This is a genomic window from Streptomyces sp. NPDC058697 (genome assembly GCF_042715345.1).
In the GTDB taxonomy this organism is placed as follows: Bacteria; Actinomycetota; Actinomycetes; order Streptomycetales; family Streptomycetaceae; genus Streptomyces; species Streptomyces liliifuscus.
In genome coordinates, this window is sequence record NZ_JBHXSU010000001.1 from 568880 (window position 1) to 594099 (window position 25220).

The window sequence follows — 25220 nt, forward strand, 5'->3', positions numbered from 1 at the left end:
GTTCGATGACCGTGACCGCTCAACCCGCGGTCGGGGAAAAGGCGTTGCCCGGTGCGACGGGGCCCACCCCGCGCCGCCGCACCGGGCGAGTACGCCGTATCGCCCTGCCGTATCTGCTCCTCCTGCCCGCCCTGCTGCTCGAACTCCTCGTCCATCTGGTGCCGATGGTCATCGGCATCGTGATGAGCTTCAAGGAGCTCACGCAGTTCTACATCCGCGACTGGGGCGCCGCGCCCTGGGCGGGGTTCGACAACTACAGCCTGTCCGTGGACTTCGACGCGCCCGTCGGCGAGGCGCTGCTCCACTCCTTCTTCGTGACCTGCGCCTTCACCGTGCTGTCCGTCGGCCTGTGCTGGCTGCTCGGCACGACGGCCGCGGTCTACATGCAGGAGACGTTCCGCGGCCGCGGCTTCCTGCGCGCGGTCTTCCTCATCCCGTACGCGCTGCCGGTGTACGCGGCCGTCATCACCTGGGCCTTCATGTTCCAGCGCGACAACGGCCTGGTGAACCACGTGCTGCACGACCAGCTGGGCCTCACCGACAGCCCGTCCTTCTGGCTGATCGGCGACAACAGCTTCGTCGCGCTGCTCGTCGTGTCGGTGTGGAAGGGCTGGCCGTTCGCCTTCCTCATCGTGATGGCGGGCCTGCAGAACATCCCCAGAGAGCTGTACGAGGCGGCGGCGATCGACGGGGCCGGCATGGTCCAGCAGATCCGCCGCATCACGCTGCCCTCGCTGCGCCCGGTCAACCAGGTGCTCGTCCTGGTGCTCTTCCTGTGGACGTTCAACGACTTCAACACGCCGTACGTGCTGTTCGGCCAGGCGGCACCGGAGGCGGCGGACCTGATCTCGATCCACATCTACCAGTCGTCGTTCGTGACATGGAACTTCGGGACGGGGTCGGCGATGTCCGTGATGCTGCTGCTGTTCCTGCTGGTCGTGACAGGCATCTACCTCGTCCTGACCTCGCGCGGACGGAGGGCAGCCGATGTCTAGCCAGTCGCTGTCCAAGGAGTCGTTGTCGGAGGAGTCGCTGTCCAAGCGGTCGTCGTCGGCGCGGCGGTCACCGATGGCCGCGCCGCCCTCCTTCCTCTGGTCGCGCCGGATCTTCCTCACCCTGCTGACCGGCTTCGTCCTGCTGCCGGTGTACGTGATGCTGTCCAGCTCGCTGAAACCGCTGCAGGACGTCTCGGGAGAGTTCCGCTGGGTGCCCAGCGGGCTGACGATCCGCCCGTACATCGACATCTGGTCGACCGTTCCGCTGGCGAAGTACTTCGTCAACTCGCTGATCGTGGCGGGTGCGGCGACCGTCCTCTCGGTGGTGATCGCGATCTTCGCCGCATACGGCGTGAGCCGCTACCGCTTCCGTGGGAAGCGTCTGTTCACCGTGACCGTGCTGTCCACCCAGATGTTCCCCGGGATCCTCTTCCTGCTCCCGCTGTTCCTGATCTACGTGAACATCGGCAACGCCACCGGCATCGCGCTCTTCGGCTCGCGGATCGGCCTGATCCTCACCTATCTGACGTTCTCGCTGCCGTTCTCGATCTGGATGCTGATCGGCTACTTCGAGTCGGTGCCGCGGGACCTGGACGAGGCGGCGATGGTGGACGGCTGCGGGCCGCTCGGCGCGCTCTTCCGGGTCGTCGTGCCCGCCGCGGTCCCCGGAATCGTCGCGGTCGCCGTGTACGCGTTCATGACCGCGTGGGGCGAAGTGCTGTTCGCGTCGGTGATGACCAACGACACCACCCGCACGCTCGCCGTCGGTCTCAAGGGCTATGCCACGCAGAACGACGTGTACTGGAACCAGGTCATGGCCGCCTCGCTCGTCGTGAGCGTCCCCGTGGTCGCCGGGTTCCTGCTGCTCCAGCGCTATCTGGTCGCCGGGCTCACCGCCGGGGCCGTGAAGTGACCGACTCCTCCCTGCGCTCCAACTCCCCTTCCTCCGAAAGGACTTCTGTGACCATCGACCTCGCCGCGCTCCCCCAGGACTTCGTGTGGGGGACGGCCACGTCGGCGTACCAGATCGAGGGTGCCGTCGCCGAGGACGGCCGCTCGCCCTCCATCTGGGACACCTTCTCGCACACGCCGGGAAAGGTGGACGGCGACGACCACGGGGACGTCGCCTGCGACCACTACCACCGGTGGCGCGAGGACATCGCCCTGATGAAGGAGCTGGGCACCAACGCGTACCGGCTGTCGGTGGCCTGGCCGCGCGTCGTGCCGGGCGGCGACGGTCCGGTGAACGCCAAGGGGCTCGACTTCTACGACGCGCTGGTCGACGGCCTGCTGGAGGCGGGGATCACGCCGTCGGTGACCCTCTACCACTGGGACCTGCCGCAGGTGCTCCAGGACCGGGGCGGCTGGCCCGAGCGCGACACGGCGTACCACCTCGCGGCGTACGCGACGGCCGTCGCCGAGCGCCTCGGTGACCGGGTCAAGCACTGGACGACCCTCAACGAGCCGCTGTGCTCAGCGTGGATCGGCCATCTGGAGGGGCGGATGGCTCCCGGCCTCACGGACCTCACGGCGGCCGTCCGCGCCTCGTACCACCTACTGCTGGGCCATGGCCTCGCCACCCAGGCGATCCGGGCCGCGGCGCCGGGAGCCGAGGTCGGCATCGTCAACAACCTCTCCAGCATCGAGCCCGCGACCGACCGCCCCGAGGACATCGCGGCGGCCCGGCGCCTGGACGGCCACACCAACCGCTGGTGGCTCGACCCGGTGCACGGCCGCGGCTTCCCGGCGGACATGCGCGAGGTGTACGGGGTCGAACTCCCCGAGCGGGCGGGCGACTTGGCGACCATCGCCCAACCCCTGGACTGGCTGGGCCTCAACTACTACTTCCCGTCGGCCGTCACCGACGACCCCGACGGCCCGGCCCCCTTCGCCCAGTCGGTCCGCCGGCCGGGCGTCCCGCGCACGGGCATGGACTGGGAGGTCGACGCGTCCGGCATCGAGAACCTGCTGCTGCGCCTCACCGACGACTACGGCGCCCGACGGCTGTACGTCACCGAGAACGGCTCCGCGTACCCGGACGTCGTCCGCGCCGACGGCACGGTCGACGACCCCGAGCGCACCCTCTACCTGGAACAGCATCTGGCGGCCTGCGCGTCGGCCGTCCGCAAGGGGGCTCCCCTGGCGGGCTACTTCGCCTGGTCGCTGCTGGACAACTTCGAGTGGGCGTACGGCTACGACAAGCGTTTCGGTCTCGTGCACGTCGACTACCGCACACAGCGTCGCACGGTGAAGGGCAGCGGGCGACGGTACTCGGAGATCATCCGGGAGCACGGCGGGAGGGCACGGAAGGCGGCCTGAGCCTCACTGGCCGAGTCGGTCCGAGGCTAACTGACCGAGCCCGACGGTCACTGGCCGAGTTCGTCCAGGGCCGCGGTGAGTTCCGGGGCGACGCGTTCCCTGACCCAGGCGACCTGTTCGTCCCCAGCGCCACGCGGGACGGTCTCGATCAGCATGATCAGGTAGAGATAGCTGCGGTAGAGGGCGAGGCGCTGACGGGCCGAGTGAGTGAACTCGGCCCGTCCGCCCGCCTCTTGATAACCCGTCAGGAAGTCGCGGTCCTTCCTGATGTCACCGAGGAGTGCCAGGGAGACGAAGTCCGCGAGCGGGTCTCCCCAGAACATCCGCTCGCCGTCGATCAGTCCGCCGATCCTGGGCTCAGCGCCGCCTTCGGGGCGGTCGACCAGGATGTTCCCCTGCCACAGGTCGAAGTGCACCAGCCGCGGGACCGTGACCTCGTCCAGGGAGTCGTACGCCGTCTTGGCCGCGCGGGCCACCTCGTCCACCGGGCGGGGCAGCCAGGCCCCGTACCGGCGGGCGTCGTCCAGGACGGCGTCGTAGATGGCGGTGAAGGCCGTACGCCAGTCGGCGGACAGGGGGCCGAGGGCCCCGGACGGGTAGCCGAACCCGGGGCCCGTCACCTGGTGGAGCCGGGCCACATGCCTCCCCAATTCCCGATGCAGCACAGCCTGTTCGGCGTCCGGGTAGGTGCCCCATGAGTCGCCGGGGCAGGCCGTCATCAGAAGGTGGCTGCCCTCGGAGGCGTCCATGCCGACGTGCACGACTCGCGGCGAGGGCACGTCGACCGTGGCGGCGGCGCGGTAGAACTCCGCCTCCGAAACGAGGAGTTCACGCTCATGGCTCATGCCGGGCACGGTGGGCGGGGGCGGGATCTTCAGCACGTACCGGCTGCCGTCGGTGAGGCGGAGTTCCTCGACGGTGTTGTACGTCCCGCCACTCATCGGACGGCAGCCGGCGAGGCTGCCGGGCGGAAACCCGGCCGCCTCCAGGATCCGTCCGGCCCGCTCCTCCGACATCCCGCCCACCCCGTATTCGTCGTTGTGCCGCTCGGTGTCGCGTCGCCCGGTCGGCGACCCGCCGCCGCGCGGCTCACCCGGCCGCGTACACGTCCTCCACATAGCGGCCCGCCGCGATCAGCTCGTCGAGCCACCGCTCGCAGGCCGCGTCGTCGGCGCCCCGCGTACGGTCCCGGTACAGGGTACGGAAGGCGTCGCGCACCCCGGGTGCCATTCGTGATCCGTCGCCGCAGACGTAGACGCGGGCACCGGAGTTCAGCAGGTCCCACACCTCGTCCGCCTCGGCGGCGATCCGGTGCTGGACGAAGGCCACGCCGTCGGCGGGAGCGGCGCTGAAGGCGGGGCGCAGGGAGACGGCTCCGGAGGTCTCGGCGGCGCGGAGTTCCTCGGCGTGCAGGAAGTCGGCGTCCGGGGCGTCGCAGCCGAAGTAGCAGAGGGCTGGCTCCAGTTGGGCGCCGGTCGTGACGCGGTCCGCGATGGCTCCGCGGAAGGGGGCGAGGCCCGTTCCCGCGGCCACCATGACGACCGGTGCCGAGTGGTCGATGCGGAAGGCCTCCCGGCACGGCTGGACCCGGGCCAGTACGGTGTCGCCCGGCTTGACCGCGGCCAGGTGACCGGAGCCGATCCCCGTGTAGACGCCGTTCCCGGAGCGGGCCGGCGCCTCAAGCAGCGAGACCATCAGGTCGGCGTGAGAGGGGTCGGTGGCGGGCGAGGACGAGATCGAGTAGGTGCGGGGACGCAGCGGCGTGAGGATCTCTTCGAGCAGCAGCGGCCAGTCCAATGCTCCGCGCAGTGCGGGGTACGCCTCCACGAGCTCGATCAGGGTCCGCGGATCGGTGTCCTGGACGCTGGCCAGCGCTGCCCGTTCGGGCGGGCACGGGTTGGCTGCGGCGAGCACCGCCAACCGGTCGGCGGTGGGACGCTCCTGCAACTCCACGTGATGCGAAAGCAGTTGACGTACCGTCAGTGGCCTGTCCACGGCGATTCCGTCGCGGCGCGGACGGCCTGCTCGAATGTCGAGTACTGCGTCGAGTTCCACACCGAGCGCGGCCGCTGCCCTCTCGACAAGTTCCGGAGCGTTGACGGGCAGCACGGTGAGGTGGTCACCGGTGCGGTAGGTCGTACCGTCGAGCAGCGCGAGCCGCACGAAGCGCTTTGTGCGCGGGTGCCCGGGGGCGGTCAGGTCATAGGCCTCGGTGACCGTCATCGGGACGAGATCGTGCCGGGCGGCGAGCGCGTCGAGGGGGCCGCCGGTCAGCGTACGGACCTGGTAGCCCACCGCCGTGTCGTCCGGTGCGGTGGTGTCCGTGGCGTCCGGGTCGCCGTACTTCTCCAGCAGGGCCGTGCGCAGCTCGGCGGTGAAGCCGCGGACGGTCCCGCCGAGGTCGCCCGAGGCGTCGGCGGCCGTGCGGTCCAGAAGCCGGGTACCGCCCAGTTCGGCCAGCCGGTCGTCGATACGGGTCGGGAAGTGCTGGTAGGTGGCGGCCCAGTTGCGGTCACCGACGCCGAGTACGGCGTATGTCAGGTCGGCGGCGGCCGGGGCCTCGTCGAGCCAGGCGGCGAAGGCGGTGGCGTCGTCGGTGGGCCGACCGTTGTAGGAGGCCGCGGTGATGACGACAGGGCGGTCCGTGGGCAGCCCGTCGGCGTACGCGTCCAGCGCCGCCACCTCGGTCTCGCACCCCAACGCGGCTGCCTCGTCGCCAAGTTGGGCGGCGAACTCACGGCAGGTGCCGTAGTTGCTGCCGTGCAGGAAGAGCACCCGGGTGCCGGGACGGACCCGGGCGGGCAGCGTCCTCTCGTCGGCCACCGCGTCCTGTTGCCGTGCGGCGCCCGGGAGTTGGGCGTGCTCCCGGTCGGCCGTCGTGCGCGGGGTGAGCGTGAGCGTGAAGCCGTCGGGCTTCAGCGTCAGCGTCTCCTTGACCGTGAGCCGGTAGTCGGCGTGGTCGTTCAGCCGGTAGCGGTGGACGAGCATCGCCAGCAGCATGGTCGCCTCGTGGAGCGCGAACTGCCGCCCGATACAGGCGCGTTCACCGGTGCCGAACGGCTTGAACGCGTGCGGGGAGCGCGCGGCCTCCGCCTCCGGTGTGAAGCGCGAGGGGTCGAACAGCTCGGGATTGTCGCCCCACACCGGCTGCCGGTGCAGCATCGGCGCGAGCACCATGACGCCCTGCCCGGCACTCACCGGGATCCGCCCGCCGAGCAGCGTGTCCTCACGCGCGTGCCGGCCGAACACGGCGGCCGTCGGCCACAGCCGCAGCGCCTCATTGAGGACCTGCCGGGTGTACGCGAGCCGCCCGACCTCGTCGAACGTCGGCTCGGGGTCGGCCGTATCGCCCCACAGCGCGTCCACCTCGCGTTGTACGAGCTGGAGCACGGCGGGGTGCTTGGCGAGGTAGTGGAGGGCGAACGACATGGCGCCGGACGTGGTCTCGTGTCCCGCGATCAGGAAGGTGATCACCTGGTTGCGGATGTTGGCGGTGTCGAGTGTGGTGCCGTCGACGGGGTGCTCGGCCGAGAGCATGAGCCCGAGCAGGTCGTCGGCAGTGTCCTCTCCTCCCGAGACCCGGGCCTCGATCACGTCGTCGACCACCTGCGCCAGGTAGTCGGAGTCGGCCTGGAAGGCCGCGTCCGCCGCGGAGTGGTCCTGACCGGGGAGGCGGCTCAGCCTGGTCATGCTCCACTCCAGGCACCTGACCATCGCCTCGACGAACGGATGCGGCTCGTCCCGCTCGAAGGACCCGAAGTCGTAGCCGAACCCGGCAAGACCGATGGTGTCGAGCGTCATGCGCGTCATGTCGTCGGGAACGTTCACCGGAGCCCCGTCGCGGGCCCCCCGGTCCCACGAGTCGATCAGCCTGCGCGCCACCTTCAGCATCACCGGGTGATACGTCCGCATCGACCCGAGGGCGAAGGCCGGCATCAGGATGTCGTGCGCCTTGGCCCAGTTCGGCTCGTCGTTGTACGCCGTGAAGAGCCCGTCCGCGGCGAACTCCCGCACGTTCTCCAGAGCGGGACCGACATGCTTGGCGAACCGTGTCTCGTCGGCGAGTTCGGTCACCAGTTCAAGGTCGCTCACGAACAGGGTGTCCCGCCCGTGCAGCCGCCGCACGAGCACCGGCCCGTGGGCCCGGCTCAACTCCATGACCTGCTGCAGTGGGGTGCGGCCCGGTCCAACGGCAGAAATATCAACAACAGGAACACCATCAAGGGTCCCGACAACATACGGATGCGACACGGTGGGGGTCATGACGCGACAACTGCCTTTCAAGATACGGAAGTCACAGCCGTCCCAGCTTCAACCAGCCCTCGGGCCCCTCCGCGCCACGGGCCTACATGATCGTGTAGCACTTTCTGTCCGGCGCCCCTTGCAGCGCCGGGCACCCCTTCCCACCCAGGGGCGCGGGGAACTGCGCGGCTTTTAGGGGCGCGGGGAACTGCGCGATCAGCCACAGCGGACCCGCACCCGAATCACAACGCCCAGCACCCTTCCCCCGCCAACCAAGCGGAGCGCATAGGCTCCGCCACATGGAACAGAGCGAGATCATCCTGCGAGCCATCGGCGTCCTGACCGAGACCCAGGAGATGGTGCGCAGGCTCAACGAGGACGTCGAGGTCGACATAGACGCCGGAGAGGCACAACTCGGCAGGCTGGTGACCGAGGTGTTCCCGTCGGTCGAGGTCCCCGGCGACGCGACCCCGGCCGAGGCGGGTCAGGCCGTCATCGACGCCCTGATGCCCGCGGCGATCTCCCTGGTCGGCGCCTTCGCCTTCCTGTTCTCGGAACTCGCCGAGGTCCACGACACGGGCCGGACCGAGATCAAGAGCACCGAACTCCTGCGCACCCTCGCACTGCGCCTGTCCAACGCGGACTCGCACACGGAAGACGACGACAGCGACGACGACGCCTGACCATGCCCGACGTACCTCCCGAGACCGCGGTGGTCTGGCGCAACCGGGCCATGACCCTCTTCGACCGCATCCCCATGCCCATCGCGGTGTGCGACGTCTACGGGGCGATCATCCTGGCCAACCCGGCGATGGCGGCGGAATGGGGTGCGCCCCCGGGCGGCCTCCGCGGCCGGGACGTACTGGATCTCTTCCAGCCCCAGAAGGCGACACAGGTGGAGCGCATCGCCGAGGCACTGCGCCTGCGGCACCGCTCGCGCTACCAGATCTCGGTCCGCTGGCGGACCCCCGGCGGCACCGAGCGGTACGGCGAGCTGACCGCCGACCCGGTCAGTGACACCGTCGACGCGACCACCAACCTGCTGGTCCTGCTACGGGTGCTCGGCGAATACGAACCGAGCACGCCGGAACCGGCTCCCGCCGAGCCGCCCGCCAGTCCGGCCGAGGCCCGCATCCTGGCCCTGCTCGCGGGCGGCGCGCCCACCGCGCACGCCGCACGCGAGACCGGCCTCACCGTCGACGGCGTCAACTACCATCTGCGCCGCCTGACCCGCCGCTGGAACGCGGCCAACCGTACGGAACTGGTCGCCCGCGCCTACGGCCTGGGCGTACTCACCCCCGGCACCTGGCCGCCGGCCGCCGCTCCCCTCGACCAGCGAACGCCTGCCCGGCCGCCCGGCCGACCGACTCGCTGATCGACTCGCCCGGCGGGGCGGCTCGTCCGGCGGGCGCCCCGAACCTGGCCAGGCAGTGCCACACCTTCTTCAGGTCCTGCGGGCCGTGACGCCCCGTGCGGGCGGCGTCTCCGATGACCCGTGGGTCGAGGTGCCCGTCCTCGGCGATCCGCGCCCCCAGCTCGACGTACCGCGGACCGCGGAAGTCCGGATGGCGGCGCAACTCCTCGACGGAGAGCCGGTAGCCGGGGTGCCATTCGACCGGGCAGGGCATCCGCCGGGCGGCGGCCTCGACGGCCGTGCCGCGGTAGCAGGGGTCCAGGACCAGCGCCTCCATGTCCCGGTCCAGGGCGATCCGTCCGTGCACCTGCGCCTCGATGTAGTCGTCGAGGGCGTCCCGGTCGTCCGCCTCGGCCAGGCCGATGAGGGACATCCCGTCGGCGACCCCGAACGCCGTCGGGTCGACGGAACTGTCCGGGTAGCAGAACGTGGCCCGCCACAGCGCGTCCGAGGCCAGCCGGAAGTGCGCGGACCCGAACCTCGGCGCGGCGCCGACCACTTGGTGCCGGAAGTTCAGCGCGCCGTACACGGGCCGCTCGTGCGCGTCGGCCGCGTCGTACGCCCCGCCGAACATCCGGCTCTCCCAGCGCCACCGGTCACCGCCCGGATGCGCCGTCAGCCCGCCGTTGCTGGTGCCCGTGACGAACTGAGAGTGGTACGTGCCGTCCTCGGCCAGCGCCTCCAGGATCGGGCGCCCACGCACCAGGCGGTCCGGGTGCAGATTCAGGGTCACCCGCAGGGCCGGGTCGAGGGCCGGCCCGGACGACAGCGCCGCGACATGACACAGTGCCCGCGCTCGCGGTGAGCCTTCTCGAGCGCCCCCGAAATTCATTGGATCCCCCTCAACACGACTACGTACCCTAGGCCAAAACCTAGGGCTCCTAGGTTTCCCCGCAACCGACTACCGGCGACCGACTACCGGCCGGCTACCGGATACCAACTCGCCGGGAGAACCCTTCACGATGAGACCACTCTCCGAGCAGGACATCCGCAACTCATTTGTCAACTGCTCCAAGGGCGAGGCCAAACGCCTGGCGATACCGCGCGATCTGGCGGAACGACCGTGGGACGACCTGGACTTCCTGGGCTGGCGAGATCCCGGAGCACCCGACCGCAGCTGTCTGGTGACCGAGCGGGCCGGCCGGCTCACCGGTGTGACCCTGCGCCTCCCCTCCCGGCAACGGGGCTTCCTGCACCGCAGCATGTGCTCGGTCTGTCTGACGACCCACCCGGGCAACGGCGTCTCCCTGATGACGGCACGCAAGGTGGGCGCGGCCGGTCGCGAGGGCAACTCGGTCGGCATCTACATGTGCGCCGACCTCGCCTGTTCCCTGTACATACGCGGAAAGAAGCAGCTCGACTCCGGGTCCCGCATCGAGGAGAGCCTCACCCCGGAGCAGCAGATCGCCCGCGCGACCGGCCATCTGTCGGCCTTCCTGGACAGGCTGTACGCCTGACGGGTCGCCACCAGTACGAATGACGGGTCGCCGCCCCTAGCCGTCCCGCAACCGCGAGGCCTCCACCCGGTGGAGGTGGATGAGGATGTCGTGGCTCGGGGCTAGTGCGATGTCGCGGTCCGCCTCCGGGTAGTCCGTGCCGATGCTGCGCGTCGGCCTGGCCGTCGACAACCACGCACGGGCGGCGGCCGGGGCGGTACGCAGGTCGAGTACGTAGTCGCGGTGGCGCACGCGGTCCAGGGTGGCCTCGTTGCTCCCCGGGGCCGCCGGCCCCACCGTGAAGCGCCGGAGCCTGCCGTCCGGTCCTGTCGCGTTGAACGAGCCCCGGTCGAAGGTGAATCCGACGCTGACGTAGTCACGGCCGAGGTCGTCACGCAGGAACGCGCCCTGCATCTTCGGGTAGTGCTCCGGATCGTGCGTCACATAGCCGACGTGGGCGTTGTGTGCCGACAGCAGGACCTTGGTGCCGGTGTGCCGCTGCCACCAGGCCACGTTGTCCGCCATGATCCGGTCGCGGTAGAGCATGCAGGCGGCGACCTGTTCGGGGTCCTCGGCGTCGAAGTCGTACCCGCGGGCCGTCTGGTCGATGGCCGTCGCGTGCTGGACCGCCCAGTCGTACGCCGCTCCGGTCCCGTCGGCGCCCTTGATCAGCTCAAGTGCCTCACCGGTCCTGACCGCCATCTCCTTGCGCTCGGCGAGCGGACGGTTCAGGTACCGCTCGATGTACTCGCCGGCCCGGACGGTCGGGCGCAGGCCGCGGTAGAGCCCGTTGACACGGTCCTTCAGTTCGGGGTGGTTGCGGGCCACATAGTCGGTGACCAGGTCGTACAGCTCGGGGCCGTTGTAGGCGAAGTCGTCGCCCATGAACCGCACCGGATCGTCCGGGTGTTGGCGGTTGTACGCGCGCATCCACTCGACGAGCGCCAGGTACTCGGCGTTGTTCCACAGCCGGTAGTCGCGCTGGAACTCGTCCCGCATGATGCGCCGCGGGTCGCCCGTGCCGTACAGGACGTAGTCGTTCAGACGCAGGCCCGTACTCCAGCTGGCCTCCAGGGCGAAGGTGCGGAAGCCCTTCTCCTCGACGAGGTGGCGGAAGACGCGGTGCTTCATGGCGAAGAAGTCGTGTGTGCTGTGGGTGGCCTCGCCCAGGCCCACGACACGTGCGTCGCCGATCATGCGGGCGAGGGGGCGGAGGTCCCCGGTGTCGCCCCGCGGTTCGACGGTCCGCAGCGGATGGGCGCCGCGCTGGAGGGCCTCGACGACCTCCCTGTCCGTGGACGCGGCCGACGCCGGTGTCGTGCCGGACGCCACGATGCCGAGGCAGATGAGCAGGGTTAAGACGAATCCTGACCTATGCCATTTCATGATCCGATGCTTGCGCGCGGGCCCCGCCCGGACCATCCGGCACACCCCCGTTTGCCCCTGAGGGCAGCCCTGTGCGCGCACCTGTGGTTTTCCTCAGGGACGGCCGCCGAGCGCGACGCCTGCGGGACACGAACGGCCGTGGTCAACGCGTTCCCGGCCGTGTCAGACTGACCGCTCGGCCTGTGCCTCCTTGCCGTCGTCTCGGGTGAGCTGCGCCGTCTGGACGAGTTCGGTGCGGCTGTGGAACGGGAAGTGCCCAAGGATGCGAGATGTACGTGAGGCGTGGGCCGCGGGCAGTGCCCGGGTCGCGAAGTGGCGCCAGGAGCCGGTGATCGTCCAGACGGTCCGCTCGGCGGCGGCCGCGACGATCGCGTACGTGGTGGCGCTGCGGTTCAGTCCCGAGGCGGCTCCTCTCACCGCTCCCCTGACCGCGCTCCTCGTCGTCCAGGTCACGCTCTACGCCACCCTCACGACGGGCATACGGCGCGTCAACTCCGTGGTGGCGGGCGTCCTCGTCGCCATCGTCTTCAGCGCGCTCGTGGGGCTGACCTGGTGGAGTCTGGGGCTGCTCATCCTCGCCTCGCTGGCCGTCGGGCACCTCGTGCGGGTCAGCGAGTTCGTGCCCGAGGTGGCGATCAGCGCCATGCTGGTCCTCGGCGTCACCCGGGTCGGCGACACGGCCTGGGCGCGGATCCTGGAGACGCTGATCGGCGCGCTGGTGGGGTTCGGCTGCAATCTGCTGTTCGCTCCCCCGGTGTGGGTCGGCGCGGCCGGCCAGTCCATCGAGGATCTGGCGCGCCGGATGCGGCAGTTGCTGCTGCGCGTCGGCGAGGAGGCCGCCGGGCGCACGCCGGTGGCGGTCGCGGCGGCGCGGCTCCACGAGGCACGGGAGCTCGACCACGACATCGTCGAGGTGGACGCGGCCCTCCAACAGGCCGAGGACAGCCTGCGGCTCAATCCGCGTGTGCGGGAGGGACTGCTGCACCGGGTCGTGCTGCGCACCGGCCTCGACACGCTGGAGATCTGCACGGTGGTCCTGCGGGTCCTCGCGCGCACCCTCACGGACCTCGCCAAGGAGCGGGCGCCCGAGCCGCTGTTCGAGGCGGAGATCGGGGCGACCCTGGAGCAGTTGCTGGCGGAGGTCGGTGACGCCGTGGTCAGCTTCGCCGTCCTGGTCACCACGGATGTCAGTCGCAGCGCGGAGTCGGCGGAGTCCCGGCTCGCCTCCGAGCTCGTCGCCGCGACCGCCACCCGCGACAAGCTGGCCCAGCTCCTCCTGGAGGAGGTCCAGCGGGACGCCCGGCAGTGGCAGTTGCACGGCGCCGTCCTCACCGAGGTCACCCGGATACTCGACGAACTCGACATGGAGCACCGCTCGCGCCGGCTCCTGGAGGAGCTGGACCGCTGCACGCAGGAACAGCGCGAGCGCATGCCCCGCCTTGACCGCCTCCGCCGACGGCTGCGCTCGGCCCGACGGAACCGTAACGCCCCCTCACGTCGTACTACGTGACGTGCCGATCGCCGCACGACGCCCCTCCCGACGAGGGACGCACGCGCACCGGCGATCGCAGAACGACATATCTGCATGACGACAGAGGGAGTTACGGATGGCCGACGGCACCGTGCGGATCGAGGGGAACTCACTGCGGCTGGCGGGCGGTGTGCAGGTCCGGTTCATCCGCACCCTGCGCCTGCCCGAGACGGGTACGCATCCCCTGCCTCCGGGGCTCGGCGAGTTCCCGCTGCGGCGCGTGGAGGACTACCCGGAGACGGTGCCCGCCGAGTGGCTGGCGCGCGGCGGGGTGATGCTGCCGGTGTATCTGCGCGAGGCGATGTGGCTGAGCTTCGGCGGTACGTCGGAACCGGCCGCTCTCCAGGTGGGCGTCGGGAAGGTGTGCGCGGTCTCCGGCAAGCCGTGGAGCCCTCGGCCGGCACGGAACCCGCAGAACTACGTGGTCCTGCCCCGGCAGCCGTGGCTCGACGGCATCAACTCCGGGAAGGGCACGGTCCGACAGTTCGTGGCGGTCCCGCTGGGTCTCGGCGCCACGGTCGAGGGCCAGGTCACGGGCGAGGAGGTGTGGGGCGGCGTACAGCTGCAGTCGTTCCCGCTGAACGACACCGCGTTGCACGCCTGGCGTGAGGAGCAGCGCAGGCTTGCGGAGGCGGCCGAGCAGCGCCGCAGGAGCGCCGAGGCGGCCGGCTACGGCGCGGCGATGCCCATGGCGCCCGGTTCCGCGCCCCAGTGGGGTGCTCCGGCGCCGGCGGGCGGTGCGCCGCGGGCCGCGGCGGCGATGGGTCTCGGCGTCGGCGGTTCGATGCGCCAGGAGGTCTACAAGGACGACCGTCCGCTGCCGGACTGGGCGACCACGGCGGCCGGCCGTGTCTTCGTGCACCTCGTGACGCCGCCCGAGTGGCGCCGCATCACGGGCGAGGCGCCCCCGGCGTCGCCCGTCGACCGCGCGGCCTACACCCGGGCCGGACTGCCCTGGTTCGACTACTACGACCAGGACGCCGCGGACCTCGATCCCACGGACACGCTCGGCGAGGTCAAGCCGGTCGGCGACTGGCTCGGCGACGACCACACGCCGTGGCAGCCGCCGTCGCCCCAGCAGGTCAAGCCGCTGGGAGACGCGCCGGGCAAGCCCGTCGTGGACGGCGAGTGGTGAAACCGGCTCCGGCCCGCGGCCGGAGCGTTCACCTCACCCTTCGCCCTCCGTGCGCTGCCGCTGCAGCGCACGCGGGCAGCTCGCGCTGCTCGCCTGTGTGAGCAGGACGTGCATGCGTTCGGTGAGCTGTCCGACGTCGTCGGCGGGCCGGTGGAAGGGCAGCCGTACGTCGCCGTGGCCGCGCGCACGCTCGATGCGCAGCGTCAGTCCGTGCCGGTCGACGGCGAGCGGCTGTACGCGCACGGCGCCGTGCAGGCTGTCCGGTTCGACGAGGCGGGTCAGCCGCTCGACCGCGTCCGGGTGGGCGTCGGCGAGGTGCGTCAGCAGCTGCGCCTCCGCGAGGGCCAGCGGGTCGGGTTCGGCGACGGCGAACTCGTCGAGGTCGACGACGACCGCCCCGCCGGGCTCGCGGAGCACGGCGCGTGTGGTGTGGAACGCCAAGTGCCTTTCCTCGGGCGCGAACCAGCCGGCCATCCAGAGCCTGGCGCGGATCCGGTTCCGTACGGGGACGGGCGCCACGTCGGCGAACTCCAGGACGGCGGACGGCTCTCCGCGCGGCGCGCAGATCGCGGCCGCGGCGAGCGTACTGTCGTCCGGCAGGTGCAGCAGCACCCGGCCGTCCTCGGCGACGGTGTGCACGCCGATGAACTCCTCCCGACCGCCCTCCGCGGTCACCGCGCAGGACCATGCCGCGGCGAGCACCGAGCGGGCACGCTGTGCCATGGCCGGCGCGGCCGTCCAGCTGTGACGGTCACCCATCCCAAACCTCCCTTAGGTAAGCCTTGCCTAACCTATCGAAGATCGGGGTGTACGCCAACCACGTGGCACCGGTCGTCACACCTTGGTGACGGTGAATTCACGGAGTGATGGCGCCCAACAGCGCCCGTGCGCACAGATCGCGCACCTGATCCCGGGACAGACCGGGCTCCTTGAGCCACTCCAGACAGGCCGCCGCCATGAAGGCGAGCCAGCCCCGCACGGCGATCCGCAGGGTCGGCAGGTCCTCCTCGGTCCAGGCGGTCTCCGGGTCCGCCGCGAGCGCCTCCAGGATCTGCCGCTGCTGAGCGGCGAGCGTCTCGCGGTACACCCTGCGCACGGCCTGGTCCCCCGCTGCCTCGGCCCGGTGAAAAGCGCGGAAACCGTGCGCGTGCGCCTGGACGTACTCCAGGAAGGTGTCGAGTCCGGCGTCGATCTGTTCACGCACCGGCACACCGGGCACGGCCGCGGTGACCCGCAGCATCCGCTTGCTCTCGCGCTCCACCACGGCCGCGAAGAAGTCCCGTTTGGTCGGGAAGTAGTGGTAAAGCAACCCGCGCGAGACGCCCGCGAGTTCGGCGACCTGCTCGATCCAGACGTCCTCGTACGGGCTCTCCGAGAACAGCCGCGCCCCGACCGAGAGCAACTGCTCCCGGCGCTCCTCGGTGCTGAGCCGACGGCGTGTGCGCTCCCCCTCGTTGGCGGCCATGTCCGCACCTTACTTGACGTCGGTTCAACAGCGGGATCACACTGGCAGTCGCTGTTGAATCCGCGTACAACAAGCCCAACCGGCAGTCGGCACAAGGGAGATGGCGTGATGGCGGGGACGACGAGGAGCACACTGCCGAAGGGGTTCCGCAGTGCCGAGCTGGGCTGGCCCGAGCTGCACCGCATCCCGCGTCCGCCGCACCGCGTGCCGTTGGTCGGTGACGTCGTCGGCGTCAACCTCCGCACCCCGCTGCAGGATTCGCTGCGCTTCGGACGGCAGCTCGGGCCGATCTTCCGGCGCAAGGGGTTCGGCAAGGAGATCGTCTTCGTGTGGGGCGCGAAGCTCTCGGGCGAGATGGCGAACGAGTCGCGGTTCGCCAAGCACGTGGGGCTGGGGGTCGCCAACCTCCGGCCGGTCGCCGGGGACGGCCTGTTCACCGCGTACAACCACGAGCCCAACTGGCAGCTGGCGCACGACGTGCTGGCGCCCGGCTTCAGCCGCGACGCGATGGAGAGCTACCACGCGATGATGCTGGAGGTGACGGGCCGGCTGACGGACCGCTGGGACGGCGAGCGGGCGGCGGGCCGGGCCGTCGACGTGCCGGGCGACATGACCAAGCTGACGCTGGAGACGATCGCCCGCACCGGCTTCGGCCACGACTTCGGCTCGTTCGAGCGCGCCCGGCCGCACCCCTTCGTCACGGCCATGGTGGGCGCCCTGATGTACGCGCAGCGGCTCAACGTCGTCCCCGTACCGCTGGCCCCGGTGCTGATGCGCTCCGCCACCCGCCGCAACGACGCCGACGTGGCGTACCTCAACCGCACGGTCGACGACGTGGTCGAGGCCCGCATCAACGGACCTGCCGGGGAAGGCGACCTACTGGACCGGATGCTGGACACGGCCCACCCCGAGACGGGCGAGCGCCTCACCCCGGAGAACATCCGCCGCCAGGTCATCACCTTCCTGATCGCGGGCCACGAGACCACGTCAGGCGCGCTCTCCTTCGCCCTCCACTACCTCGCACAGCACCCCGACATCGCCGCCCGCGCCCGCGCGGAGGTCGACCGCGTCTGGGGCGACACACCACAACCCGCCTACGAACAGGTCGCCAGGCTCCGGTACGTACGGCGGGTGCTCGACGAGTCGCTGCGGCTGTGGCCGACGGCGCCGGCCTACGCCCGCGAGGCCAAGGAGGACACGGTCCTCGGCGGTGTCCATCCGATGCGCAGGGGCGCGTGGGCCCTGGTCCTGATCCCGCTGCTGCACCGCGACCCCGACGTGTGGGGCGCGGACGCGGAGGGCTTCGATCCCGACCGCTTCGAGCCGGGTGCCGTACGAGCCCGGGCCGCGCACACGTTCAAGCCGTTCGGCACCGGTGCGCGGGCGTGCATCGGGCGGCAGTTCGCGCTGCACGAGGCGACGCTGGTGCTGGGGCTGCTGCTGCGCCGCTACGAGCTGCGGCCGGATCCGGCGTACCGGCTGCGGGTGGCCGAGCGGCTCACGCTGATGCCGGAGGGGCTGACGCTGCACCTCGACCGCCGCTCCCCCACGGCTCCCGCGCGGCCGGAGATGCCGGCAGTGTCGGAGACCTCGGCGGCGTCGGAGGCGTCCTCGGCTTCACGGTGTCCAGTGACCGGGGCGGGTGACTGACACCGGGAGCCTGGTGCCTGGGCTGCCCTTCGCGGCGTTGACCTGCGGCTGGGTGAGGAAGAGCGCGTCGGTCAGGTCGGCGTCGGTGAGATCGGTGTCGCGCAGGTCGGCGCCGATCAGGTCCGCGCTCCGCAGATCGGCGCCCGTCAGGTCGGCGGCGATGAGGTAGGCGCCGCGGAGGTTGGCGCCTCGCAGGTCGGCGCCCTTGAGCCGGGCGCCCATGAGGTCGGCGCCCCTGCGCTCCTTCTTCCTGCCCCGGCCGAGGCCGGCGCGCGCCAGCTCACTGGCACGCAGCAAGAGGACGTTGACGTCCTCGCGGACCGACGACACGTCCAGCCCGGCGAGCTCCTCCGGGGCCCGGCGGGTGAGCGCCTCGGTCCTGTCGAGCTCGCGGCGCAGTTCGGGGTGGATCGGGCGGGCGGCGGGCAGTTCCAACGCCTCGGTGAGGTACCGGAGAAGCTCGTGGAGCTGTCGTACAACCGGGAACACGTCGAACATGAGCCGGGCCCGCTCCCCGGAGCCCGAGCGCCAGTCGGCTCCTCCAAAGGTGACCTGCGAGACCTTCTGACCGGCGCCGAAGCAGTCGTAGACCGTGCAGCCGTTGAAGCCGCGCTGCCGCAACTCCGTGTGGATGCCGCAGCGGTTGTCCGTCCGGAGGTTCCGGCAGGGGGTTCCGGCCGCCTTGTCGATCGCGAAGTCCGCCGAGGCGGAGAAGGGCAGCGCCACACAGCACAGCCCGAAGCACTGGGCGCAGTCCGCCTTCAGTTCGGTGGGGACGGGTGCCGCGGTGCCGGTTTCGTCTTGCATGTCCTCCACCCTACGCAGCGCGGGCTCGTATCGATCACCGGAGACCGGAAGGCCGTTCGGCCTCCCGGGCGTCCAGCCCCCCTCCCGGACATCCAACTCCCTTGCGGGCAACGAACTCACCGATGAGTTTTCGGCGCCTGAGGTGTCTCTAATACAGCTGAAAACAAACTCCGCTACCACGGAGGAAAGAGCCCCTTCACAGACCCCGGAGAGACGTCATGTGCACCCACTGGCCCACGTGCCCCACCGCTGACAGCCCCGACCACCACGACGCGGTCATCGTGTCCGCCCACCCGGAACAGGGCTGGAACCTGCTGTGCAACGGCACCATCGTCTTCGACGACACCGGCGAACTCCTGCCGGACGGACGGATCGTGGGCCCCATTCATCGGCCGAAGAGCTCGAAGGCGACCGCGGGCTTCCCGCCGAAGCGTTCGCCGGTCGTCTGCGCGTAGCCGGTGAGGAAGGAACGTACGTACGTCTCGGGGTCCTCGTCCGTCAACACCTCGATGTAGGTGCGGTGTTCGAGCAGGGAGAGCACCGCACGCTCCATGCCCGGGGTCGCGTCCACGGCGTGGGTGGGGGTGCTGGAGCCCGCCACGGCGACCCAGCGCACTCCGTTCCAGGGCTCCAGGCCCACATCCGGGAAGATCCAGCGGTTGCCGGCGTCCCCGGCCGCGTCCAGGGTGGCCCGGCCCACGGCGACATGGTCGGGCGTGTTCCAGGCGACCCCGCCCCAGGTGTCGCGGTGGTTGAGGGTGATCACCAACTCGGGGCGGTGCCTGCGGATCGCGGCGGCGATGTCCCGCCTGAGGGCGGTGCCGTATTCGACGACGCCGTCCTTGTGGTCCAGGAACTCCACCTCGGTGACGCCCACGACGGCGGCGCTGGCCCGCTGCTCCTGCTCGCGCAGCGGGCCGCATTTCTCCGGCGCCAGGGTGTCGATCCCCGCCTCGCCTCGCGTGGCGAGGACGTAGGCGATCTCGCGGCCGCCGTCCGTCCACGACGCGATCGCCGCGGAGCAGCCGTATTCCAGGTCGTCCGGGTGGGCCACCACCGCCAGGGCCCGCTTCCAGTCCTCGGGCATGGGCTTGAGTTGGTCGTTCGCAGAGACGGTCATGGTCGCAGAATAGGCGTTTCGTCGGCATTGTCATCTGGATTCTGCGGGTCGCATGTGGCTGGGTGCGCAGTTCCCCGCGCCCCTAAAGGAACAAGAGGCCGCGCGCCCTCGAACGGCGAGGCGCGCCGGTGTCAGGTCTCGTCTCGTGCCAGGTCGATCAGGCGGTCCAGGACTCGTGGGCCGCCCGCCCTGACGCCGTCGTGTTCGAACTCGTTCGTCACGTAGGTGCGCAGGCCGCGGATCGTGCGGGCCGTGGCCAGGGCGTGGTCGGTGTCGACGTACATGTCGTCGTGGTAGACGGCCGCGGCGACGGGGACCTCGTTGGCGGCGAGGCGGTCGGGGTCGTACAGCGAGGGCCAGTCGGTGCGTTCGGCGAGGAGGTCTGCCGTTTCGCGGAGGGGGCGCAGGGCCGGGTCGCACTCGAAGGTCCAGGGGTGGACGGACTCGCCGGTGAAGAGGACCGGGCCGTCGCCCGCGAGGGTCTTGGCGGCGTCGAACTGCGGGAAGTCGGCGCGGACCCGCTCGGCGGACCATGCGGTGGGGCGGTCGCCCTGGGCGTAGCAGGCCTCGTGGACGAGTGCGTACAGCGGGTGGCCGGCGTACGAGAGGAGGGACTGGACGTCCTCCTGGAAGGCGTCGGAGAGGGCCGGGCCCTGTGCGGTGCGGACGAAGGCGTTCTCCAGGAGGTAGTGCAGGCGGTGGCTGCCCTCGCCGCCGCCGAGGAGGATGCCGAGGGACTGGAAGGCCTCGACGGTGAGGCGGTAGCCGCCGTTCAGGACGGGCTCGTGCCGCAGGAGGTGCTCGGCGATGCGCCGGGCCCGCTCGACGTCCTGGGGGTAACGCGCGTAGTGGGCGGCGACCTTGCGCTCGATGCGCGGGTAGGCGGCCCGGTAGACGTCGTCGGCGTGGCCGTCGAGGGTGGGCAGGCCGCCGGCGATCAGGGCGGTGCTGAGGCCCTCGGGCGCGGTGGAGAGGTAGTGGGTCGCGCAGAAGCCGCCGAAGCTCTGGCCGAGGACGGCCCAGGGGGCGCCGCCGGTGACGGCCGGGCGGATCGCTTCGCAGTCGCGGACGATGGAGTCGGCGCGGAACAGCGCGAGGTAGTCGGCCTGTTCGCGGGGGCCGCCGCGCAGCGGGAGGGTCTGCCGGTTGGCGGGCGTGGAGCTGCCGGTGCCGCGCTGGTCGAGCAGCAGGACGCGGTAGTCCTCCAGTGCGCGCCCGAGCCAGGCCTGCTTGCCGACGAAACGATTCGCCCCGAACCCCGGGCCACCCTGGAGATACACCAGCCAGGGCAGGTCCTGGTCCGCCTTGTCGCTGCCGGCCACTTCACGGGCGTACAGCTCGATCGTCTCCCCGGAGGGGTTGTCGTGATCGAGGGGCACGGTGAAGCGGCGGTCACTGAGGACGACACCGGGCTGACGGTAACTGGCGCTCAAAAGGGGCTCCCGAGACGGACGGATTCCTGACCGCGAACCAGTTCAGCACAAGTTCTCCGGCGAGCCGAGCCCGGGGATCAAGAAAGTCGTACTGACCGGCCGATCAGGCCGGGCAGCACAAACGTACTGAACAACCGCTCAGCGCGGCGGGAGGCTGGAGCGCCGCACCACCAGCTCCGGCTGGAGCACCACGCGCTGGTGCTCGTGCGGGGTGGGTGCCGTCTCGGCCTCGGTCTCCTCCAGGAGCAGCGAGGCGGCGAGCGCGCCCATCGTCACGGCGGGCTGTCGTACGGAGGTCAGCGGGACGGCGGCGGCGGCCGCGAACTCGATGTCGTCGTAGCCGACGATCGCGAGGTCGTCCGGGACGCTGACGCCGGCCGCGAACATCGCTTGCAGGACGCCGAGGGCGAGCAGGTCGTTGGCGCAGAACACGGCGGTCGGGCGGTCGCCGAGGCCGAGGAGGCGGGCGCCGGCGTCGCGGCCCGCGGCCACGTCGAGCCGCTCGGTGGGCAGCTCGCGCAGGTTCTCCGGGCCGAGCCCCGCCTCGCCCAGCGCGTTCAGGGCGCCCGTACGGCGGTCCCGGACCTGGTTCAGTCCGGGCGGCCCGCTCACGTACGCGATGGAGCGGTGGCCCGCGTCGATCAGGTGCCGTACGGCCAGGGCACCGCCTGCCACGTCGTCGACCGACACCGAGCACTCGGTGGTTCCCTCGGCGACGCGGTCGACGAGCACGAAGGGGATGCCGTGGCGGCGGAACGCCTCTATGTTGCGCCCGGTGGCATCGGCGGGGGTCAGCAGGACGCCCCGTACGCGCTGCTCGGCGAAGAGGGAGAGGTAGTCGGCCTCCTCGCCGGCGCTCTGCGCGGTGTTGCAGACCATCACTCCGAGCCCGGCCTCGCGGGCGGCGCGCTCGGCGCCGCGTGCCACGTCCACGAAGAAGGGGTTGCCCATGTCGAGGACGAGGAGGCCCATGATCCGGCTGCGTCCGGCGCGCAGTTGCCGCGCCGACTCGCTGCGGACGTAACCGAGCCGGTCGATGGCGGAGAGCACGCGGGCCCGGGTCTCGGAGGCGACCGTGTCCGGGCGGTTGATGACGTTCGAGACCGTGCCGACGGAGACTCCGGCGACTCGTGCGACGTCCTTGATACCCACCGACTGGGCCATCAGGCGGTTACCTCCGGGGAACGGGGAGTGGTGGGCACGCAGTCACATTACCTGCGTGACCACCTGGAACGGACTCCGTCATGCGGGCAGCTTGAAGTCCACGACATGGAGCGCCGAGGGCGTCGTACCGCTGGACTTCACCTGGTAGAGGAACGACAGCACGCCGTCCTGGGCGATCCGGGTCTCGTCGACCACGACCTCGCCGAAGGCGTTGAGGCCGCTGCCGTCGAACAGTGTCGTCCAGTCCGTGTGCCCGGAGGCGGCCGACGCGGCGGCGATCCGTCCGAAGGGCAGGATCGCGTACGCGTTGTCGTACTTGTCGAGGATCAGCTTGGTTCGCTGGCTGGAGTTCAGCGGGACCGGGATCTCGGTCTTGCGCCAGGTGCCGGTGGACGTCTTGCGGACGTGGAAGGCGCGGCCGTTGGCCGTCCGGTCGGCGACGTAGTTGGTGGTGCACTGGCCGAAGCGGCCCGGCACGTAGCTGATGATCGCGTGCGGCCGGCCCGCCGAGTCGGTGAACTGGCTCTCCTGGTTCATCAGGGAGTGGTCCGGGTTGATCGCGTCGATCACCAGTCCGCCGTCGGTGACGGCGACCTTGTCGGAGCCGCCCGTGGTGCCGACCACCGTGCCCGCGTTGTTGCGCCAGGTGCGGCCGCGGTCGTCCGAGTAGACATAGCCCGTGTCGTGGTTGGTGAGGCCGCCGCCGTTGCACATCACTGCGCCGTTCTGCTCGCGCCAGGTGAAGAAGGAGTGCAGCCGGCCGTTCCTGTCGTAGTCGATGCCGTGCAGGTACATGTTCCGTACGGTGCTGGTGCCGTGCTCGCTGGTGTACGTGCCGGTGGAGCTGGTCCACTCGCCGAGGCCGGTCCAGGACGTGCCGTCGTACTCGGCGAGGGCGTTGCGGCCGTTGCCGGAGACCGCGACCCGGTAGCTCAGCTGGAGCTTTCCGTCGGGCGTGGAGATGAACTGCGGGTACGTGAACTGCGAGGTGAGCGCGAGTCCGTCGAGGGTGGACTGCGGTGCCCCGAAGCGGCTCGCGGTCCAGCTCAGCCCGGCGGGGTTGTCCATCAGCCCGGCCACCGACTTCACGTAGGTGAAGCCGTCGCTGTGGGAGTCCATGTTGAGGTGGAGGCGGCCGTCGACCTTGGAGACGCCCATCGAGATGACGTTGTGGGAGTCGTTGTACCGCAGGGTGTGGCCGACCTTGACCGTGGACCAGGTGCTCCCGCCGAGGACGCGGCGGCCGACGACGGCGTTGCGGTCGGCGGTGTACCAGACGGCGTACTGGTAGCCCTTGTAGGTCAGCAGCCCGTTCTTCTGGAACGAGTTGTTGTTGACGAGGCCGTTGAAGGAGACGAAGAAGATGGCCTGGGCGTCGAGGGTGGTGTTGCCGGTCTGGGTGACCGAGGGTCCGGGGTCGGCGGCCCGGGCGGTACCGGCGATGCCGGGGGCCGCCACGCTGCCGAGCAGGGCGGTCGCCAGCAGGGTGCGTCTCTTCATGTTCGGGGCTCCTGATCGCGTGGGGAGGAGGTGAACGAGCGAGGGGAAGAGCGGGGTGAGTTGGGTGACCTGAGTGAGCCGGGTGAGCGGGGAGAAGCACGGTGGGTCAGGCGAGGTGGAACACCTCGGTGAGGGGCTTCATGGCCTCGTCGGGCCTGGCGCCGTCCAGCGATTCGAAGAACGGCGCCATCTCGGCCTGCCAACGGGCGTTGACCTCGGCGGCCTCCATGCCTGCCTGCGCGGCCGCGAAGTCCTCGGTCTCCAAGTAGCCGACCAGCAGGCCGTCTTCACGAAGGAAGAGCGAGTAGTTGTGCCAGCCCGTGGCCGAGAGCGCTTCGAGCATCTCGGGCCACACGGCGGCATGCCGCTCGCGGTACTCGTCGAGCCGGTCCTCGCGGACCTTGAGCAGGAAACATACGCGCTGCATGAAGGGCAACTCCCGGTGGGGGGACGGGGGATCAGAAGTCGAACTGGTCGATGTTCTTCTTGTCGAACACGGTCGGCTTGCCGAGGTCGATCACGCCGTCCTTGCCGATGGTGAAGGTGCCCATGTCGCCGGCCTTGAAGGTCTCGCCCTCCTTGCCGGTGATCTGACCGGACGACAGCGCCACGGCGGTACGCGCGGCCAGCTCGCCGAGCTTCGCCGGGTCCCACAGCTCGAAGGCCTCGACGGTGCCGTTCTTCACGTACTTGCGCATGTCGTTCGGGGTGCCGAGGCCGGTGAGCTTGACCTTGCCCTTGTACTTCGAGCCGGACAGGTACTGGGCGGCCGCCTTGATGCCGACGGTGGTCGGGGAGATGATCCCGGCCAGCTTCGGGTTCTCCTGGAGCAGGCCCTGGGTCTGCTGGAAGGACTGCTGGGCGTCGTCGTTGCCGTACGCGACCTTGACCAGCTTCATGTCCTTGTACTTGGGGTCCCTGAGCTCGTCCTTCATGAACTCGATCCAGGTGTTCTGGTTCGTCGCGGTCTGCGCGGCGGACAGGATCGCGATCTCGCCCTTGTAGCCGATCTGCTCGGCGAGGAGCTGGACCTCGGTGCGGCCGAGGGCCTCGGCGCTGGCCTGCGAGACGAACGCGTTGCGGCAGTCGGCCTTGGTGTCGGAGTCGTACGTGACGACCTTGACGCCGTTCTTCATGGCCTGCTTGAGCGCGGTGCACAGGGCGCCCGGGTCCTGCGCCGAGACGGCCATCGCGTCGACCTGCTGCTGGGTGAGCGTGTTGACGTAACTCACCTGCCCCGAGGTGTCCGTGGCGCTGCTGGTGCCGACCTCCTTGTACTTCGAGCCCAGTTCGGTGAGGGCCTTCTCGCCGCCCTTGTCCGCGGTGGTGAAGTACGGGTTGTTGACCGCCTTCGGCAGGAAGCCGACGGTCAGCCCCTTCTTGGTGGCCGCGTTCGGGTCGGCCTTGCCGGCCGCGGCATTCGAGGCCCCCTCTTCCTTGACATCGTCCTTGGAGGTACCGCCGCCGCAGGCGGTGAGAGCCAGGGCCAGGGATGTGGTGGCAGCGAGAACCGCACAGGCTCGGCGGATGGATGACTTGCGCATGGCGAGGTCCTTTACTGAGGAGGAGTACGGTTCGCCCCTTTTAGGGGCGCGGGGAACTGCGCGACCAGCCACAACGGAC

General features: G+C 70.5%; 23 protein-coding genes. 10 read left to right on the plus strand and 13 right to left on the minus strand.

Features of this window, described 5'->3' with window-relative positions:
- Positions 1-5 precede the first annotated feature (5 nt).
- From ACFWXQ_RS02505 to ACFWXQ_RS02515, 3 genes are all read left to right on the plus strand, one after another.
- Positions 6-995 carry a carbohydrate ABC transporter permease gene (locus tag ACFWXQ_RS02505; RefSeq protein WP_383951668.1) on the plus strand — a complete coding sequence of 330 codons (990 nt, stop codon included), beginning with the start codon at positions 6-8 and terminating at the stop codon, positions 993-995.
- A 73-nt stretch (positions 996-1068) separates the two neighbouring features.
- Positions 1069-1908: a carbohydrate ABC transporter permease gene (locus ACFWXQ_RS02510; RefSeq protein WP_383951685.1), complete on the plus strand. Its 840-nt coding sequence runs from the start codon at positions 1069-1071 to the stop codon at positions 1906-1908.
- Between the two features lie 47 nt (positions 1909-1955).
- Positions 1956-3314, plus strand: a complete 1359-nt coding sequence (locus ACFWXQ_RS02515) for a GH1 family beta-glucosidase (RefSeq protein WP_383951671.1) — start codon at positions 1956-1958, stop codon at positions 3312-3314.
- A gap of 47 nt (positions 3315-3361) precedes the next feature.
- On the opposite strand, the gene ACFWXQ_RS02520 is transcribed toward ACFWXQ_RS02515, so the two are convergent.
- Both ACFWXQ_RS02520 and ACFWXQ_RS02525 read right to left on the minus strand, forming a co-directional pair.
- On the minus strand, positions 3362-4330 hold the full coding sequence (locus tag ACFWXQ_RS02520; protein WP_386267352.1) for a phosphotransferase family protein: 969 nt from the start codon (positions 4328-4330) through the stop codon (positions 3362-3364).
- Positions 4331-4403: 73 nt separating this feature from the next.
- Complete coding sequence (locus ACFWXQ_RS02525) at positions 4404-7577, minus strand: bifunctional cytochrome P450/NADPH--P450 reductase (protein WP_383942517.1); 3174 nt, start codon at positions 7575-7577, stop codon at positions 4404-4406.
- 278 nt (positions 7578-7855) lie between these two features.
- Between ACFWXQ_RS02525 and ACFWXQ_RS02530 the strand changes: the two genes are divergently transcribed.
- Both ACFWXQ_RS02530 and ACFWXQ_RS02535 read left to right on the plus strand, forming a co-directional pair.
- Positions 7856-8239: a hypothetical protein gene (locus tag ACFWXQ_RS02530; protein ID WP_383942514.1), complete on the plus strand. Its 384-nt coding sequence runs from the start codon at positions 7856-7858 to the stop codon at positions 8237-8239.
- Positions 8240-8241: 2 nt separating this feature from the next.
- Positions 8242-8931, plus strand: a complete 690-nt coding sequence (locus tag ACFWXQ_RS02535; RefSeq protein ID WP_383942511.1) for a PAS domain S-box protein — start codon at positions 8242-8244, stop codon at positions 8929-8931.
- On the opposite strand, the gene ACFWXQ_RS02540 is transcribed toward ACFWXQ_RS02535, so the two are convergent.
- Complete coding sequence (locus ACFWXQ_RS02540; RefSeq protein WP_383942508.1) at positions 8849-9802, minus strand: DUF3626 domain-containing protein; 954 nt, start codon at positions 9800-9802, stop codon at positions 8849-8851. The two genes, ACFWXQ_RS02535 and ACFWXQ_RS02540, sit on opposite strands and share 83 nt — an antisense overlap.
- A 130-nt stretch (positions 9803-9932) precedes the next feature.
- Between ACFWXQ_RS02540 and ACFWXQ_RS02545 the strand changes: the two genes are divergently transcribed.
- The gene (locus ACFWXQ_RS02545; RefSeq protein WP_383942506.1) at positions 9933-10427 is read left to right on the plus strand and encodes an FBP domain-containing protein; all 495 of its coding nucleotides are present in this window, start codon (positions 9933-9935) and stop codon (positions 10425-10427) included.
- A 36-nt stretch (positions 10428-10463) separates the two neighbouring features.
- Here ACFWXQ_RS02545 and ACFWXQ_RS02550 read toward each other — a convergent pair whose 3' ends face one another.
- Entirely contained in the window at positions 10464-11792 is a 1329-nt protein-coding gene (locus ACFWXQ_RS02550) for an erythromycin esterase family protein (RefSeq protein WP_383942503.1), read from the minus strand.
- Positions 11793-12054: 262 nt separating this feature from the next.
- On the opposite strand from ACFWXQ_RS02550, the gene ACFWXQ_RS02555 reads away from it, so the two are divergent.
- Both ACFWXQ_RS02555 and ACFWXQ_RS02560 read left to right on the plus strand, forming a co-directional pair.
- Complete coding sequence (locus tag ACFWXQ_RS02555; RefSeq protein ID WP_383942500.1) at positions 12055-13302, plus strand: aromatic acid exporter family protein; 1248 nt, start codon at positions 12055-12057, stop codon at positions 13300-13302.
- Between the two features lie 97 nt (positions 13303-13399).
- Positions 13400-14458 carry a hypothetical protein gene (locus ACFWXQ_RS02560; protein WP_383942497.1) on the plus strand — a complete coding sequence of 353 codons (1059 nt, stop codon included), beginning with the start codon at positions 13400-13402 and terminating at the stop codon, positions 14456-14458.
- A 33-nt stretch (positions 14459-14491) separates the two neighbouring features.
- Here the strand turns inward: ACFWXQ_RS02560 and ACFWXQ_RS02565 are convergent, their stop codons facing one another.
- Together ACFWXQ_RS02565 and ACFWXQ_RS02570 are read right to left on the minus strand one after the other, a co-directional pair.
- A complete protein-coding gene (locus ACFWXQ_RS02565) occupies positions 14492-15217 on the minus strand; it encodes a DUF2470 domain-containing protein (protein ID WP_383942493.1) in 726 nt (241 codons plus the stop codon).
- 97 nt (positions 15218-15314) lie between these two features.
- Positions 15315-15923, minus strand: coding sequence for a TetR/AcrR family transcriptional regulator (locus tag ACFWXQ_RS02570; RefSeq protein ID WP_189844210.1), 609 nt, complete (start codon positions 15921-15923; stop codon positions 15315-15317).
- 108 nt (positions 15924-16031) lie between these two features.
- On the opposite strand from ACFWXQ_RS02570, the gene ACFWXQ_RS02575 reads away from it, so the two are divergent.
- Entirely contained in the window at positions 16032-17573 is a 1542-nt protein-coding gene (locus tag ACFWXQ_RS02575) for a cytochrome P450 (RefSeq protein WP_383942490.1), read from the plus strand.
- On the opposite strand, the gene ACFWXQ_RS02580 is transcribed toward ACFWXQ_RS02575, so the two are convergent.
- Entirely contained in the window at positions 17541-18380 is an 840-nt protein-coding gene (locus ACFWXQ_RS02580; RefSeq protein WP_383942487.1) for a pentapeptide repeat-containing protein, read from the minus strand. The two genes, ACFWXQ_RS02575 and ACFWXQ_RS02580, sit on opposite strands and share 33 nt — an antisense overlap.
- A 218-nt stretch (positions 18381-18598) precedes the next feature.
- Here ACFWXQ_RS02580 and ACFWXQ_RS02585 point away from each other — a divergent pair, with 218 nt between their 5' ends.
- Entirely contained in the window at positions 18599-18835 is a 237-nt protein-coding gene (locus tag ACFWXQ_RS02585; protein ID WP_383942484.1) for a DUF5999 family protein, read from the plus strand.
- Here ACFWXQ_RS02585 and ACFWXQ_RS02590 read toward each other — a convergent pair.
- From ACFWXQ_RS02590 to rhaS, 6 genes are all read right to left on the minus strand, one after another.
- Positions 18766-19500, minus strand: coding sequence for a PIG-L deacetylase family protein (locus tag ACFWXQ_RS02590; protein ID WP_383942481.1), 735 nt, complete (start codon positions 19498-19500; stop codon positions 18766-18768). The genes ACFWXQ_RS02585 and ACFWXQ_RS02590 overlap by 70 nt on opposite strands.
- A 131-nt stretch (positions 19501-19631) precedes the next feature.
- Complete coding sequence (locus ACFWXQ_RS02595) at positions 19632-20933, minus strand: alpha/beta fold hydrolase (RefSeq protein ID WP_383942478.1); 1302 nt, start codon at positions 20931-20933, stop codon at positions 19632-19634.
- A 138-nt stretch (positions 20934-21071) separates the two neighbouring features.
- On the minus strand, positions 21072-22097 hold the full coding sequence (locus ACFWXQ_RS02600) for a LacI family DNA-binding transcriptional regulator (RefSeq protein WP_383942475.1): 1026 nt from the start codon (positions 22095-22097) through the stop codon (positions 21072-21074).
- Positions 22098-22175: 78 nt separating this feature from the next.
- Positions 22176-23597 carry a BNR repeat-containing protein gene (locus ACFWXQ_RS02605; protein ID WP_383942472.1) on the minus strand — a complete coding sequence of 474 codons (1422 nt, stop codon included), beginning with the start codon at positions 23595-23597 and terminating at the stop codon, positions 22176-22178.
- A gap of 106 nt (positions 23598-23703) precedes the next feature.
- Positions 23704-24024 (minus strand): L-rhamnose mutarotase, encoded by a 321-nt coding sequence (locus tag ACFWXQ_RS02610; RefSeq protein ID WP_189844217.1) that lies wholly within the window; start codon positions 24022-24024, stop codon positions 23704-23706.
- A gap of 31 nt (positions 24025-24055) precedes the next feature.
- Positions 24056-25141, minus strand: a complete 1086-nt coding sequence (gene rhaS / locus ACFWXQ_RS02615; protein WP_383942470.1) for a rhamnose ABC transporter substrate-binding protein — start codon at positions 25139-25141, stop codon at positions 24056-24058.
- Between the last annotated feature and the right edge of the window lie 79 nt (positions 25142-25220).

Excerpts from the sequence above, each read along its gene's own strand:
- ACFWXQ_RS02505 (WP_383951668.1), top strand. The coding sequence starts at position 6 with ATGACCGTGACCGCTCAACCCGCGGTCGGGGAAAAGGCGTTGCCCGGT.
- ACFWXQ_RS02510 (WP_383951685.1), top strand. The coding sequence starts at position 1,069 with ATGGCCGCGCCGCCCTCCTTCCTCTGGTCGCGCCGGATCTTCCTCACC.
- ACFWXQ_RS02520 (WP_386267352.1), bottom strand. The coding sequence starts at position 4,330 with ATGTCGGAGGAGCGGGCCGGACGGATCCTGGAGGCGGCCGGGTTTCCG.
- ACFWXQ_RS02525 (WP_383942517.1), bottom strand. The coding sequence starts at position 7,577 with ATGACCCCCACCGTGTCGCATCCGTATGTTGTCGGGACCCTTGATGGT.
- ACFWXQ_RS02530 (WP_383942514.1), top strand. The coding sequence starts at position 7,856 with ATGGAACAGAGCGAGATCATCCTGCGAGCCATCGGCGTCCTGACCGAG.
- ACFWXQ_RS02535 (WP_383942511.1), top strand. The coding sequence starts at position 8,242 with ATGCCCGACGTACCTCCCGAGACCGCGGTGGTCTGGCGCAACCGGGCC.
- ACFWXQ_RS02540 (WP_383942508.1), bottom strand. The coding sequence starts at position 9,802 with ATGAATTTCGGGGGCGCTCGAGAAGGCTCACCGCGAGCGCGGGCACTG.
- ACFWXQ_RS02545 (WP_383942506.1), top strand. The coding sequence starts at position 9,933 with ATGAGACCACTCTCCGAGCAGGACATCCGCAACTCATTTGTCAACTGC.
- ACFWXQ_RS02550 (WP_383942503.1), bottom strand. The coding sequence starts at position 11,792 with ATGAAATGGCATAGGTCAGGATTCGTCTTAACCCTGCTCATCTGCCTC.
- ACFWXQ_RS02555 (WP_383942500.1), top strand. The coding sequence starts at position 12,055 with ATGCGAGATGTACGTGAGGCGTGGGCCGCGGGCAGTGCCCGGGTCGCG.
- ACFWXQ_RS02560 (WP_383942497.1), top strand. The coding sequence starts at position 13,400 with ATGGCCGACGGCACCGTGCGGATCGAGGGGAACTCACTGCGGCTGGCG.
- ACFWXQ_RS02565 (WP_383942493.1), bottom strand. The coding sequence starts at position 15,217 with ATGGGTGACCGTCACAGCTGGACGGCCGCGCCGGCCATGGCACAGCGT.
- ACFWXQ_RS02570 (WP_189844210.1), bottom strand. The coding sequence starts at position 15,923 with ATGGCCGCCAACGAGGGGGAGCGCACACGCCGTCGGCTCAGCACCGAG.
- ACFWXQ_RS02575 (WP_383942490.1), top strand. The coding sequence starts at position 16,032 with ATGGCGGGGACGACGAGGAGCACACTGCCGAAGGGGTTCCGCAGTGCC.
- ACFWXQ_RS02580 (WP_383942487.1), bottom strand. The coding sequence starts at position 18,380 with ATGCAAGACGAAACCGGCACCGCGGCACCCGTCCCCACCGAACTGAAG.
- ACFWXQ_RS02585 (WP_383942484.1), top strand. The coding sequence starts at position 18,599 with ATGTGCACCCACTGGCCCACGTGCCCCACCGCTGACAGCCCCGACCAC.
- ACFWXQ_RS02590 (WP_383942481.1), bottom strand. The coding sequence starts at position 19,500 with ATGACCGTCTCTGCGAACGACCAACTCAAGCCCATGCCCGAGGACTGG.
- ACFWXQ_RS02600 (WP_383942475.1), bottom strand. The coding sequence starts at position 22,097 with ATGGCCCAGTCGGTGGGTATCAAGGACGTCGCACGAGTCGCCGGAGTC.
- ACFWXQ_RS02605 (WP_383942472.1), bottom strand. The coding sequence starts at position 23,597 with ATGAAGAGACGCACCCTGCTGGCGACCGCCCTGCTCGGCAGCGTGGCG.
- ACFWXQ_RS02610 (WP_189844217.1), bottom strand. The coding sequence starts at position 24,024 with ATGCAGCGCGTATGTTTCCTGCTCAAGGTCCGCGAGGACCGGCTCGAC.
- rhaS (WP_383942470.1), bottom strand. The coding sequence starts at position 25,141 with ATGCGCAAGTCATCCATCCGCCGAGCCTGTGCGGTTCTCGCTGCCACC.